The following is a 13241-nucleotide window of genomic DNA, read 5'->3' on the forward strand; positions in this document are numbered from 1 at the left end:
CGATTCAGCACAAATCCATGTCAACCCACAGGGTAGAGCAATACAGCTCTAAAATCGCTTAAATGAAGCTCTGAGGATGTGCCGTTTACGGCTGCACACCAGTGGTCGCAGAGTGCACCCTGACACGTCCTGCCTCTCGCTTGCGTGAGCAAGCCCAAATGAAAATACTTCTCAATGGTATTGACAAGACGACCATTTATCATGTATACTAAAGCTTGCCTGCCGAGCGAAGCGAGGTAGGGTAAAGCTTTAAAAGCTTGTTATTTAAAAGAATATTACATACTTAACAAAGCGTAAGCTTTGAATACATTCTCTCTAAGAGAGTGTAAGGGAAGAGAGAGCAGAAGCTCGAACAAAATAAGAAAGAGTGTTATCTCCTTTACGTAGTAAAGAATAGATGTAATCCCTGTGTGTACACACAGAAGAAGATCAAGAGCATTGGTCGTCTATCTGACTCCCTGCCAAAAGCATTCGCACTGCTCGTGCTCACTGCTCGGCTACGCCTCACTGCGATCATTGGTTGTTAGATACACGGTAATGACACCCAAGATCAACCAGAGGCGATCGCCAGAGGAAACCGTAGGTTGACGTTCTTGTCCGTTGACGGGCGATAATCTCTTGGTATGGCTGCTCCACCGTTGACGGTGAATATGGTTATCAGGAAGTAAAACAGGGGGAGAGACTAGTAAGGTCCATCCTGAATCTATGGTGTTCAACCATGTGAAATTGCTAAAACCCTGATTATCATTGGTGTTCGTGGTGGTACTGGTGAAGCACACATGATGAAATCTCTCAAAATGATTCTGATTGCGATGCAGTTTCATCATTTCATTGGAAATAATCCCGAGACCTTCTCACTTGATGGCCCTGTGAGGTCTTGTGCTACGTTTTCAGCGTGATTCACGCTGAATGATGGTTGTGGGTGTAGGTGAAGAGTGATCGGCTTCCATGCGCAAGCTGTGGAGCTTATGGCATGATGTGCCGCCCCAAACTAAAGATATTATGAAACGGCTTCGGCAGATGATGTTAGGTGTCATTCCGCTTAGATGGGAAAACCATCGGGACTCCAAACTGAATACGGGATGTGCTACCAGGCTTGTCTGTAGCCTCAATACCGCCATTCAGTCCGAATGAAGCGATGCCAACTTTTAGCTCTCCTTTCCCTGCCTCAAAGCTTTCAGCAGAGACAGCAACGTCGAACGATACACGCTAAACGGGTCTGCACACGGGTGCCCTCACTCGGCGGGAGCGGTCGCCCAATACTACTGCTATCGAAGCGGCTGAAATCAAAAAGCGCGTGAGTCTTTTCCCTTGCCTACCAGTGAGTGTGAAGGCTAGAAGCTAGCATGCGATTGAAATTTGTCATATTGAAGTGGTCTGTATCAATCTTCATGTCGTCCGACAGTCAGTTTGACAAGTCGCTGTCACATCGCCAAAATGAGCGCTCATTCACCAGCAACAGCCGGACAACTCAGCATGACAAACGTGATTGCTTACTACCGAGTTTCCACCAAAGCTCAGGGTGAGTCCGGTTTGGGTTTGGATGCTCAACGTGAATACATTGAACGTGCTGCTCAATTGGGCGGCTGGAACATCGTTGGAGCGTTCACTGAAACCGTATCAGGTACAGTCGCACCACTTGAACGCCCGGAGTGCAGCAAAGCACTGACCATGTGTAAGGAACAGAATGCAGTGCTCGTGGTAGCCAAGCTGGATCGCCTGAGCCGTAGCGTGCTCCACATTGCTCAGATGATGGAACACACCGAGTTCAAGGTTGCCACCATGCCGACCGCCAACACCTTCCAACTGCATCTGTTCGCCGCCCTTGCCCAGCAAGAACGTGAGTTTATTTCCCAGCGTACTAAAGACGCATTGGCCAGTCTTAAACGTGAAGCAGAGGCTGGTGATGAAGAGGCGCAAGCCAAGATTGCCCGTCGTGATGCTGGCCTTGCCGCTGCCCGTGCCAGTAAGAACACAGTACAAGCCCGTGCTGTACGCACAGCTAACGTCACCAGCTACCAGAAAAGCGTTGAAACTGAAATCAAACTGTGCATGTACACCTGTAAGACACTTCAATCTGTGGCTGATTGCCTAATTGCCAAAGGTGTTAGCACCCCACGCGGTGGTCAGTTCACTGCAACAGCAGTACGTCGCTTGATGCTGGCACTCAACCTAAACTTTCAAACTTAAACAAGCCTCATACAGCAACGCTAACCATTGCCCTGTGGGGTACAAAAGCCTCGCTATGGCCCTCTGCTGGGTCGTGGCGGGGCTTTTTTGTTTGTGCTGTACGGATTTTTAATTTATAGGGCACCTGCCCCGGTTTGCAGGGGCTAGTGGTTAAGCCCTACATCTGTCAGTACAGGGATTTTCGCCTGTGGGTCAATTCCAGATTCGATGTAAATACCGTTTGATTTTGGCGGGGGTTGGAAATTGGCGTAGTTGTTACCTGCGCAGTAGTGAAAGGTTAGCTTTTCTGGGCTATGCTACTTCAATCGACCGAAAAGAAAGTATGGAAAATGAACGATGAACGATGAACGATGAACGATGACCAATTTATCACAGCTGATGCGCTTGAATTGTTGCTGATGAACCAAATAGCAATTAGAGCAGCGATAGAGGAGGTCTCGCTCTGGATCAATCAGAGAGGTTCCACATCTGTGCATGATAATGTTATGACTATTCTACAAGCACTGGACGTGAATGCGGAGAGCATTAGCTTAACCATTTCCTCGCTTCGCTCTTAAGAAGCATTCATCACAGATATAATATGCATCCAACGTCTGCACGGAGCATTCATGGCAATTGACTTAGATAAAGTAAGCTCCTCAATTATCAAGACTGGATTTCACTTAGAGTACAAAGTTGGAGTCATGCTGCGCGAGCATGGCTGGCATCTTATTAGCAATAGATGCTATGTAGATGACCATGAGGGGACGGTTAGAGAGATTGACTTGCTCGCATACAAGGTTAACAGGGTCGAAGATTTTCTGTGCTTTACCGTACTGGTAATTAGCTGTAAGAAAAGCGAGGCAAATGCTTGGGCGGTTCTCGCTAGAGGAGTCGAAGAGAAAGACCCTAATTATAATTGGCGACCATTCAAAGGCTGGACCAACCACCCTGCACTATCATATTACATGAAGGCTAAGACTTGGTCCCACGCCTATCATGATAAATTTTCTGAAGCTTGCCCCCGAATATTCAAAGCTCCAGCATTTGATGTATTTGCTTTTCAGGAAATGAATAAGAGTAGTGGAAGCGTTCAGAACGACAAGGCTATTTTTTCTTCCATAACATCTCTAATGAAAGCCCAGGCATATGAAATGGGCTTACTTGCAAATCGCAGGGGGTCAGAGCGTTGCGCATATCAATTCAACTTGGTTTCAGTTGTTGATAGTGAGCTTATACGCATACTCTTTGAGGGTGAAAAGATTGAGTCAAGCCTGATATCGGATGAAGACTATCTTTGTCGTTACATACTAAACAAGGAGGAGGCGATAGCCCGGATAAAGTTTACCACCGCCGAGGCGTTTAACGAATTAATTGATCATTACGATGAAGTGCACAAGCAAAATAAAATGTACTTTTCCGAGTGTTACGAAAAATTCTACAGAGACGCATACAAAATTCCACGCAAATCGGACCTGATATCTGCCGAGCTTTTCAAGGCGATATTTCCAGCGCTTAGAAGATCACGGGCTGACTTTGACCGAAAGTACTTAGAGATCAAATTATGCTGGGTGATTTGGAACAAAAATAAAGAGCGATTAGAGATTGGTCTTGACACGGAGGGGGTCACCGATGCTCTTGTTAAGCACTTGAATGCAGATGAAAAGCTTATCACAGCGACCAAGGCCGCATTGCTGAGCGTCTATAAGTACACTGGTGAATTCATATTTGAGGATGGCATTATTTTTTGAACTACTTGGGATCAATGCGACCATTGAGCACGAGAGAGCAGGATTCATGAGGATGCGCGTGTACGGCACTAATTTGCCAAGAGAGATTCATAGATTGCGCAAAGGCTTGGGTGAGCGAAATTACACTGCGCTTCTATACAAAGAATTTTACATCGACAATGAATGATATTGTGATGCGGCAGAAGCTTCTGCCGCAATTAATATGTTTAATACGAAGACGGACGAATGTCCAGCATTGGTTGGAAGGCAATACGGAATGTCTGGCTTTCACCAATCTGCAACCACGTCGCAACTTCCCTTTTGAATTGGGTATTCTGTGTGCATGGTCCTCTCCCTTGTGGATCGGAACCTACACCGATGAGCCTCCTGCCGGGCTTTACGTGGAAGCTGGCCCTCTCGTTGTTGTCGATTCTACCCACCAGCTGTCCGTCAATGTAGACGCCAAGGAGGCAGTGACCCGCTTGAATCGCACTTTCACGAATCACAGAGACAGTAGCGTCCTTTCCATGATCCTCGCTTTGTAGCCCAAGCAGCCGGTCATTTGGGGTGGGTACAGCCTCCCCGATGGTTGGAGGGGCAGCACAGCCGTTGAGAACTGCAATCGTGGCTGCGGCAATCAATTTACGCATGACCGTCGTCCTTACTCAGAATTTCATCACTCGCCAGCAAGAGCATGAGCTACTTCCTTCTTGCATTGAGCATATTCCGCCTCAGCAAAGTCCTTGATAGCTCGTTTCTTGTACTCATCGCCGCTGTAGAAAGGCTTGGCATAAGCCTTGTCAATCAGGTCCTGCAAGAACTCATGATCCTTATGGTGCTCCATCTCATCAGGCAGTGTGATGCCTGCTTGCCGGTCCCCCATGATCATTTCAGCGACTTTATAAGAGCCCATGCAGTTCACCTGCTGGGCCAACTCCTTTGCAGACTGCTGAGCAGCGTAGGATGTACCCACGACCGCATACGCAGTCAGAGCAAGGTACCGAATTTTCCCCTTCATGTTTCTCCACTCCAAATCATCACCATCAAAATCAGGGATCACATCCCTCGCCGAGCAGTAGCGCACAGCCACCTTGCTGGGGTCGATGGTGCCACAAGCATCTCAATTTTCACAGTATATTGTGAAGACCTCGCCACCCTGTACACCCGACAGTCCGCCCTACGTCTGAGGGGGAGTACGGTTTGGACACAGGATTGGCATTTGGAAGAGCTCTTCGTAAGAGGAGAAAGGAAGCCGGGCTCACGCAGGAGCAGTTAGCTCTCGAAGCGGACATTCAGAGAAATTACGTCAGTCTCATTGAGCGCGGTGTGAATCAGCCCACCATCACCATCATTTTCAAACTCGCAGGAGCGTTAGGATGTCGCCCATCCTCTCTCGTTGAAGATGTAGAGGTGTTGACGGGCTCAGGGCCAAGTAGCTACACACCTGAAGATCAGTCTCACGATCGTTAAACGCCATTGGAACAAGGCCGAATGGCAGCCTCATACACCGCATGTATTCCTCCTTGCAGGGTGGGTAGGAAAGTATACGAACGCCTCGCCCTGAGGCTCTTGGGGGCTTGATGGGGTCTTTTTGTTCGTCTTGCCCCCTTGCTCATCGTCGTCAGGGATTTCTATAAAACTGGTCATCGCGGGCACTTCTCAACGAGTAGGTCGATAAGCATGGTCGCTGCCCCGCAGGGGTTTCCCCTGGTGCTTCGTTCCTCTACGCTGTGAGGCCGTCCTGTGTTGCGGCAGCATATGGAGTGCGCTGGTGTTAATCATCTCGCTGAGTACTACACATGGACAAAGCTTTCGCTATCACAGATGTGCAGGCGGGCAAGCATGGATTCAGTCAGAGTGAAACCGCTAGTCTACTGAATATCAATTTTGTAACGATCAAGCGTCACTGGAACAAGGAATCTTTGTAATGTCGAGGCAAGGCCGTCAAAACCCGCCCAGTCATCGTGCAATCAGAGAGCAATGGATAAACAATCCACCAGCAGGCTGTCCTTCAGATGTAGTGGGAATAGTTTTTGACTCCCTTGATGAAACCTGTAGCGGAGAAAATATTTGCTGGGGGTGTGGTTCTGTCCAATCTAGGAGCTTGGAGCGCTGCCACATAGTGCCATATTCGCTGGGCGGTTCGAACGAGCCATCCAACTATTTTTTGATGTGCTCAAAGTGTCACAGGGAAGCTCCTAACACAATGTGGCCCGAGATTTTCTATGAGTGGATTCAACAACGAGAAACAGCATTTAGCGCATTGCAACGTTCAATTATTGATGCTATTGAACCGTTCAGTCAGCTTATCACAGAGGATAACATCACTGAATTAGTTGCTGCTTTAAAAGAGAACTACACAGCATCAGTGATGAATCATAATGGAGTCAACGAGGCCACCCGCGCAGGATACATTCGTCACACGCTCAAAATGCTGCTGTGCAAACCGCAGTAGTAATGGGCATGACACAAAGCTTGTCGATGCCACCGCCTGGCAAAATCGCCCATCAATAAACTCTTGCTTGAGCGTCATGCACGGCGAGTTGAGAGTATTTCATTACACCCGTCACTCTTACCCCCCCTAGAGAGCTGTGGCGGGGTTTTGTGGGCTAGTGCATTAGCTTCTGCGTGGCCAAACTTGAAAAACTCAAGCAGCTCCTTCAATAAATATCACCTCCTTTAATTCAGTCTTTTCAGCTCTAGCAGCATAAACTTACGCTTCCTTTAAGGCTCTGGTGCCGATTGTTACCTCTGCACAAACAGAGTTTCGCAGCCCTAGGTCCCTAGCGCTCATCAACTCCTTACCTCAAAAGAAACCTGACATTTGGAAAATGGCGCAGGCACGCAAAGCTACAACAAGCTATTTTGATGCGTAAGTGAATCTACCGAAGACGCACTCTCACCACCATTATTTATTTTATCACTTCCCTCAACAGCACCAACAACATTACCGGAATGCGAAACTTGTTCTTTTGAAGAACCTAAACCTCCAGCAGGTAGAAGATTATCACTTTTCGATTCATCTTCACCAAGCATACTAAGACTCGCATGACTTAGCATCCCAGGGTAATCATCCCTAGCTCGCAATACCAAAACATCATTGAGTCTATCCTTCTTACATTTCAGCAGATTTGCCTTATCCACCCAATCCCCTTCTGTAATAAGGAGGTTCGCCATAATTTTAGGCTCTTCATTTTTCCTATCAGTAGAGGTTGGCAGAGGAACCGCAAGCCAGCGCCCATAATCAAGAGCTGCACGAGATGCATGCAAACTCCCACCCTTTATATCAGACTGAATCATCACAACACCTTGAGCCAGCCCCGCCTGAATCCGGTCTCGCTTGACAAACTGCTGTGAAAATACTTTTTGGCCAAACGGATATTCCGAAATTAAAGCCCCTCCACTCTCAACAATCTCTTCTGCGAGCTTACGGTGCTGGCTTGGAGCAATCATCTGCAACCCATGCGCTAGAACTGCGACAGTATGACCACCTGCCTCAATTGCAGCCTTGTGAGCAATGCCATCACACCCCAAAGCAAGACCGCTCACGACGCTCCAATGATTATCAACAAAAAACTCTGTTATTCGCCTAGCTATAATCTCCCCATGGCGAGTTGGCTCCCGAGTTCCGATAATTGCGACTGAGCGCTGCGATTCAGAATACAGTTTACCGCGAACAAAGATAATGAACGGATCATCTTTTGTCGCCATTAGCAAAGGAGGATACTCAAAATCTAAAGCACTAATGATTCTAGATTCATGTTTATCTGCCAATTCGACCTGTACATCGGCCTGCTCAGATGCAAGCTCCCACGCACCTGAAGAAGAAAGCGCTTTTCGCAATGGAACACATGCTAAGGCAAGGTCTTCAACAGAAAGAATCTCAAAATCTGGCACACTCGCAACTTTTTTCAACGCAGCAGGTCCGACTCCTGCAAGCATTGAGAGCGACAAAAGCTTTTTAGTAGCGACAGAAACTTTCATCCAATACCTACATTTTTGGTCAGCGCGAGTAGCGTTACACTAGCAGCACCTGCCGCTCGCAGATATATTTCAGAATATATTAGAGAGGCACCAGAGGTCGCCACATCATCAATCACCACAACATGCTTCCCGTTAACGCCAGAATCTGGAGTTGCCCTAAGATAGTCACGGACATTCTCAAACCTTTGAGTACGGCTCAGCCCATTCCCATGATGAGACTGCGCACCCGGAAGATACATCAAGAGATTTGGGTTAAACTCTAGATTCTCTACCCCCATCGGAACTGCAGCGTGCGAATTAGCGATTTGAGTTACCATAGCCTCCAAACGCTGCACACGTCCAGGTTTAGCCGGCACAACCGTTATCACTAAATCGCCCATCCCCCAAGCCAGCAGCGGAATGTTATTCAATACCACGTTACGAATGAATGATCGGATCGCTCCCATCCAGTAATCTGGGACCACCATTAAATTTTTCATGTGATGGATATCATTGGTCACGGGATGCCAAATCACCCTCTGGCGGGCATCGCTAGAAAAGTGCCTACCCAGCGAGTGGATTTGCGTGGCCGGCCCAGCTGTCACTAAGGGGTTGAAATATCCTATTTTACTAAATCTATGAGCCCTCTCACCATCCAATTGACCATTGAGCTCTCGCAATCGTTCCGCGACGGGGAGGTAATCGAATGGCCTTCCTAGAACATCCATCAACTCGTCAGGGGAATGGATAATAGCGTCAGGTAAACGCTCAAGAGCGTACCAATCCTCCCTTCTACGCGGGTTCGGCCATGTGCTTTGGTCAAGCGCGCACCAACACCCAGCGTCGTAGGCCGCCTGTATGTCAGACTTTCCATCCCCGACTAACCACACGTTTTGTGTTTGAACTACTCCTGCTACGCGCATCGCTAATAGCACCCCCTCACCACTTGGCTTTGTACGGGTAACACATTCGTACGCAACCAAAGTGGCCCAATTAACATTCGGGTATGCCAACCCCAAAAGGGTTTCCGCATAATGCCTAGGAGACCTTGTAAATACGCCGAGGCGAACGCCGGGAAATCGCAGCTGCAACGCCTGAAGCTGTTGCTCGCTGTACATTACCCGTCCAGGCAGCGCACGAAATTGAGCACTGAGTCTCTGAATATACTCCGGAGACTGCCTATTCAGAAAGTCACGACCTCGATAGGGCTCAAGATCAGCCGTACGAAGGAGAGTATCGTCGAGATCAAACAGAATCAGCTCTACTGGCATCATACATCCCTGATAAATGCGGAGAAGACCTGAAAATATCAAAAAGCCATCAACCTCAGCAAGCCATTGCGAGGTCGTCCTTCCTCGATACACTCTTAATGCTGCTGCCAATGATCGAATTCAGAATCTAGCCCGAACTGGAAATGTGTCAGCCCCTAGTGTCAGCACATTGGTAGAAATGAGCATTAGAACTGGAGAATACGAATCCTCGCACCCCATTGACTTGCATGATTTTTTTAGCGGAGAGATAGAGATTTGAACCTTCACCACACGGCTACCCGAATGCGCTACCACCTCAACCAACGATTGGATTGGCGATTGAAAGCACACAAGGTAGGATGAGCGACATAGTGCACCACTCAGGTGTACTACAGCACTGGTCCACTTCGACATTTTTGAGCGAGGAATCCTTGTAAAATCAAGGACTTATAGAATGGAGGCGGCCCCACCAGCCACACCCCGGCACTCGATGTTCCCGCTATGGCTGCTCCCTTCCGGGCCTGACCAGGTTAACGGGTAATCAATGCGGGGGGACCGATGGGGCCACCACGACGGCTCGCCAGCTGACGAGCCGCGCCATTGTACAACGCCAGGGCGAAGTTACAACCTTTGATCGTGAAAAAACCATCATTTCTCAAGGACTTGTGGCAAATCCATCGTAGGGAGAACCCGACCCTAGGTGCAATCACCCGTGGGAGCGGGCTTGTCCGCGATAAGGCCACCGGCCTCAGACGTCGATTCCACGCTCCGCAAGGAACGCCACGAACGCCTCCTCGTCCATTACCGCCACGCCCAGCTCGCTGGCCTTGGCCAGCTTGGAACCCGCGCCGGGCCCGGCCACCACGCAATGGGTCTTGCCGGATACTGAACCCGCCACCTTGGCTCCCAGGCTTTCCAGCTTTTCCTTGGCGATATCGCGGCTCATGCGCTCCAAGGTACCGGTTAGCACCCAGGTCTGGCCAGCCAGGGGCAAACCCTCGGCGGATTTCTTCTCGCACGACCAGTGCATGCCGAAGTCCAGCAACTGGGCTTCGATGGCACGGGCCAACTGCTGGTTGGCCTCGACCTTGAAGAACTCGCGTACCCCATCGGCGGCTTTGGTATTCAGGGCCTGGCGCAAGTCGATGCCATCGGCGGCGATGATCTTGTCCAGGGTGCCCAGCTTGTCTACCAGCTTCTCGGCGCCGGTCGGGCCGACCGACGGGATATCGAGCTTGGCGAGCATCCCGGCCAGGGTGGTGCTGGCGGCGAACTCGGCGCCCAGCCCACCTTCATCCTGCAGTTGCATACCGCTGTCCAGCAGTTGCTTGATCACCGCACGGTTGTGCTCGTCCTCGAAGAAGTTATGGATCTCGTAGGCGACTTCCAGGCCGATGTCCGGCAGGTAGGTCAGCACCTGGGGCAGCGCCACCTGCACCCGCGCCAGGCTGCCCAGGGAGCGGGCCAGGACCTTGGCGGTCTCCTCGCCGACATCGGGGATGCCCAGGGCGTAGATGAAACGCGCCAGGCTCGGGCGCTTGCTGGCCTCGATGGCTTCGAGCAGCTTGCGACTGGAGACCTCGGCAAAGCCTTCAAGGGCGACCACTTGCTCGAACTCCAACTTGTAGAGGTCGGCCGGCGAGCGGATCAGGTTCTCATCGACCAGTTGCTCGACACTCTTTTCGCCCAGGCCATCAATGTCCATGGCCCGGCGCGACACATAATGGATGATCGCCTGCTTGAGCTGGGCGGCGCAGCTCAGGCGCCCCACGCAGCGGTACACTGCGCCTTCGCTGGTGGTTTCCTTGCCCTTGCTGCGCTTGACCAGCTGGGTGCGCTCGACCTGCGAGCCGCACACCGGGCATTGGCTCGGCACCTGCACCGCGCGAGCGCCTTGCGGACGGCGCTCGAGCACCACCTGCATGACCTGCGGGATCACGTCGCCGGCACGGCGGATGATCACCGTATCGCCAATACGCAGGCCCAGGCGCGCGATCTCGTCCATGTTGTGCAGGGTGGCATTGGAGACGGTCACACCGGCCACCTTGACCGGTTTGAGACGGGCCACTGGAGTCACCGCGCCAGTACGCCCGACCTGGAACTCGACATCAAGCACCTCGGTGAGCTCTTCCATGGCCGGGAACTTGTGGGCGATCGCCCAGCGCGGTTCACGGGCACGGAAACCCAGCTCACGCTGGGAGGCCAGGGCATTGACCTTGAACACCACCCCATCGATCTCGTAGGGCAGGCTGTTGCGGCGCGCTCCGATGTCCCGGTAATAGGCCAGGCACTCGTCGATACCGGCGGCGTGCCTGAGCTCGCGGCTGATCGGCAGCCCCCAGGTCTTGAGTTTCTCCAGGATACCGATATGGCTGTCGCCAAACGGCTCGGACACCTGGCCGACGCCATAGCAGCAGAATTCCAGCGGGCGGCTGGCGGTGATCTTCGAGTCCAGCTGGCGCAGGCTGCCGGCGGCGGCGTTGCGCGGGTTGGCGAAGGTCTTGCCGCCGGCCTCGGCCTGGGCCGCATTGAGCCGGTCGAATCCGGCCTTGCTCATGTACACCTCGCCGCGCACTTCCAGCACCGCCGGCCAGCCCTCGCCCTGCAGCTTGAGCGGGATGTTGCGCACGGTGCGCACGTTGGCGCTGATGTCCTCACCGGTAGTGCCGTCGCCACGGGTGGCGCCCTGCACCAGCTGGCCGTCGCGGTACAGCAGGCTTACCGCCAGGCCGTCGAGCTTGGGCTCGCAGCTGTAGTCCACGGCCGCCTGATCGCCGCCCGGCAGGTCCAGGCCTTCGACCACGCGGCGACCGAAGTCGCGCAGGTCGTCTTCCTCGAAGGCGTTGCCCAGGCTGAGCATCGGTATTTCGTGACGCACCTGGCTGAAGGCCGCCAACGCCGCGCCGCCGACGCGCTGGGTCGGCGAATCCGGTGTCACCAGGTGCGGGTGCTCGGTTTCCAGAGCCTTGAGCTCATTGAACAGGCGGTCGTATTCGGCATCGGGCACGCTGGGTTCATCGAGCACGTAGTAGCGGTAGTTGTGCTGGTCGAGTTCGGCGCGCAGTTCGTGGATTCGGGATTCGGCGTTCATTTCTGGTCTTCTCTTGCAAAGCAAAAGAGCAGCCCCTGGCTGCTCTTTCGTTTCAATCATTGCGGCGCGGACCGAGGCAGGGTCCGCCCGCTCGGGTGTATCAGCGTTTCTGCGTCAGGGCGCGGCGCTCGAACTCGACGATGCGCTGGCGGTAGTGCTCGATGGTCTGGGCGGTCAGCACGCTGCGCTGGTCATCCTTGAGTTCGCCATTGAGCTCGTGGGCCAGTTTGCGGGCGGCGGCGACCATCACGTCGAAGGCCTGCTTGGGGTGACGCGGGCCTGGCAGGCCGAGGAAGAAGCTCACCGCACGGGTGCTGAAATGGTCGATGTCGTCCAGATCGAACACGCCGGGCTTGACCGCATTGGCCATGGAGAACAGCACTTCGCCGTGGCCGGCCATGCTCTCGTGGCGGTGGAAGATGTCCATCTCGCCGAAGCGCAGGCCGCTTTCCAGGATGTTCTGCAGCAGCGCCGGCCCCTTGAAACCGCCTTCGTCGCGGGAGATGACACTGATCACCAGCACTTCCTCGGCCGGCGGCAGCTCCTTGGCCGGCGTGGAAGCGGCAGTGAAACCGCTGTTGCGGGTGTTGTCGGCGGCGAAGTCGTCGTCGCCAGTATCGAACAGGTCCGGCTCACGCGGCTCGGCGGCCAGCTTCAGGTCGCCCTGTTGCTGCTCGCTGTTGTTGCGCTTGCCGCGCTTGGCCTTGGCCGGTTTGGCTTCGCGTTCGCGCTCCCGCAGCGGGGCGCTGACCGATGGCAGGTCGCTCTCATCCAGCTCGGGCTCTTTATGGGTTTCCAGCACACGCGAAGGGCCGAGCACCTCGGCGCCGCCGCTGTCGTCGTCCGGGGCGTTGGCGTAGCTACGGTCCAGACGGAACTTCAACTTGCCCTTGCCGCCGCGCATGCGGCGCCAGCCGTCGAAAAGAATACCGGCGATGACAATGATGCCGATGACGATCAGCCACTCGCGCAGACCGATTTCCATGTAATCCCGTGCCTCTATAAAAAATATGCTTGAAAACAAAGGCTTCAAAGGCC

The 13241-nt window shown here is 52.6% G+C and carries 10 protein-coding genes, 1 other RNA gene and 2 pseudogenes; 5 read left to right on the plus strand and 8 right to left on the minus strand.

From position 1 onward, the window contains the following. Positions 1 to 1476 precede the first annotated feature (1476 nt). Positions 1477 to 2190 (plus strand): recombinase family protein, encoded by a 714-nt coding sequence (locus BMY03_RS06730; RefSeq protein ID WP_094010599.1) that lies wholly within the window; start codon positions 1477 to 1479, stop codon positions 2188 to 2190. 608 nt (positions 2191 to 2798) lie between these two features. After that, the gene (locus BMY03_RS26085) at positions 2799 to 3920 is read left to right on the plus strand and encodes a hypothetical protein (RefSeq protein WP_143067526.1); all 1122 of its coding nucleotides are present in this window, start codon (positions 2799 to 2801) and stop codon (positions 3918 to 3920) included. A gap of 206 nt (positions 3921 to 4126) precedes the next feature. On the opposite strand, the gene BMY03_RS26090 is transcribed toward BMY03_RS26085, so the two are convergent. Both BMY03_RS26090 and BMY03_RS06745 read right to left on the minus strand, forming a co-directional pair. Next, positions 4127 to 4549 carry a hypothetical protein gene (locus tag BMY03_RS26090; RefSeq protein WP_143067527.1) on the minus strand — a complete coding sequence of 141 codons (423 nt, stop codon included), beginning with the start codon at positions 4547 to 4549 and terminating at the stop codon, positions 4127 to 4129. Positions 4550 to 4575: 26 nt separating this feature from the next. Beyond that, positions 4576 to 4989 carry a hypothetical protein gene (locus BMY03_RS06745; RefSeq protein WP_143067528.1) on the minus strand — a complete coding sequence of 138 codons (414 nt, stop codon included), beginning with the start codon at positions 4987 to 4989 and terminating at the stop codon, positions 4576 to 4578. Between the two features lie 122 nt (positions 4990 to 5111). Here BMY03_RS06745 and BMY03_RS06750 point away from each other — a divergent pair, with 122 nt between their 5' ends. The 3 genes and pseudogenes from BMY03_RS06750 (at position 5112) to BMY03_RS26575 (ending at position 6354) form a co-directional block, all read left to right on the plus strand. Further along, positions 5112 to 5369, plus strand: coding sequence for a helix-turn-helix domain-containing protein (locus tag BMY03_RS06750; protein WP_342342488.1), 258 nt, complete (start codon positions 5112 to 5114; stop codon positions 5367 to 5369). A 457-nt stretch (positions 5370 to 5826) separates the two neighbouring features. Continuing rightward, a pseudogene (locus tag BMY03_RS26920) lies at positions 5827 to 6084 on the plus strand (HNH endonuclease); the annotation flags it as partial. 21 nt (positions 6085 to 6105) lie between these two features. Next, positions 6106 to 6354, plus strand: coding sequence for a hypothetical protein (locus BMY03_RS26575; RefSeq protein WP_244891302.1), 249 nt, complete (start codon positions 6106 to 6108; stop codon positions 6352 to 6354). A 395-nt stretch (positions 6355 to 6749) separates the two neighbouring features. Here the strand turns inward: BMY03_RS26575 and BMY03_RS06760 are convergent, their stop codons facing one another. From BMY03_RS06760 to zipA, 6 genes and pseudogenes are all read right to left on the minus strand, one after another. Continuing rightward, complete coding sequence (locus tag BMY03_RS06760; RefSeq protein WP_244891303.1) at positions 6750 to 7883, minus strand: DNA-processing protein DprA; 1134 nt, start codon at positions 7881 to 7883, stop codon at positions 6750 to 6752. After that, positions 7880 to 8383, minus strand: a complete 504-nt coding sequence (locus BMY03_RS26580) for a ComF family protein (RefSeq protein WP_244891304.1) — start codon at positions 8381 to 8383, stop codon at positions 7880 to 7882. The genes BMY03_RS06760 and BMY03_RS26580 overlap by 4 nt, the downstream gene beginning before the upstream one ends. Positions 8384 to 8701: 318 nt before the next feature. Then, positions 8702 to 9136: pseudogene (locus tag BMY03_RS26925) on the minus strand (HAD family hydrolase); the annotation flags it as partial. Positions 9137 to 9576: 440 nt separating this feature from the next. Continuing rightward, an RNA gene (ffs, locus tag BMY03_RS06770) (signal recognition particle sRNA small type) lies at positions 9577 to 9673 on the minus strand. 187 nt (positions 9674 to 9860) lie between these two features. Beyond that, complete coding sequence (ligA, locus tag BMY03_RS06775) at positions 9861 to 12203, minus strand: NAD-dependent DNA ligase LigA (protein WP_094010606.1); 2343 nt, start codon at positions 12201 to 12203, stop codon at positions 9861 to 9863. A gap of 100 nt (positions 12204 to 12303) precedes the next feature. After that, positions 12304 to 13188, minus strand: coding sequence for a cell division protein ZipA (gene zipA / locus BMY03_RS06780; RefSeq protein ID WP_094010607.1), 885 nt, complete (start codon positions 13186 to 13188; stop codon positions 12304 to 12306). Positions 13189 to 13241: the final 53 nt, after the last annotated feature.

The organism is Pseudomonas soli (assembly GCF_900110655.1).
Taxonomy (GTDB): domain Bacteria; phylum Pseudomonadota; class Gammaproteobacteria; order Pseudomonadales; family Pseudomonadaceae; genus Aquipseudomonas; species Aquipseudomonas soli.

What these genes read in the sequence shown, in the direction of transcription:
- BMY03_RS06730 (WP_094010599.1), top strand. Translation starts at nt 1,477, where the DNA reads ATGACAAACGTGATTGCTTACTACCGAGTTTCCACCAAAGCTCAGGGT.
- BMY03_RS26085 (WP_143067526.1), top strand. Translation starts at nt 2,799, where the DNA reads ATGGCAATTGACTTAGATAAAGTAAGCTCCTCAATTATCAAGACTGGA.
- BMY03_RS26090 (WP_143067527.1), bottom strand. Translation starts at nt 4,549, where the DNA reads ATGCGTAAATTGATTGCCGCAGCCACGATTGCAGTTCTCAACGGCTGT.
- BMY03_RS26575 (WP_244891302.1), top strand. Translation starts at nt 6,106, where the DNA reads ATGTGGCCCGAGATTTTCTATGAGTGGATTCAACAACGAGAAACAGCA.
- BMY03_RS06760 (WP_244891303.1), bottom strand. Translation starts at nt 7,883, where the DNA reads ATGAAAGTTTCTGTCGCTACTAAAAAGCTTTTGTCGCTCTCAATGCTT.
- ligA (WP_094010606.1), bottom strand. Translation starts at nt 12,203, where the DNA reads ATGAACGCCGAATCCCGAATCCACGAACTGCGCGCCGAACTCGACCAG.
- zipA (WP_094010607.1), bottom strand. Translation starts at nt 13,188, where the DNA reads ATGGAAATCGGTCTGCGCGAGTGGCTGATCGTCATCGGCATCATTGTC.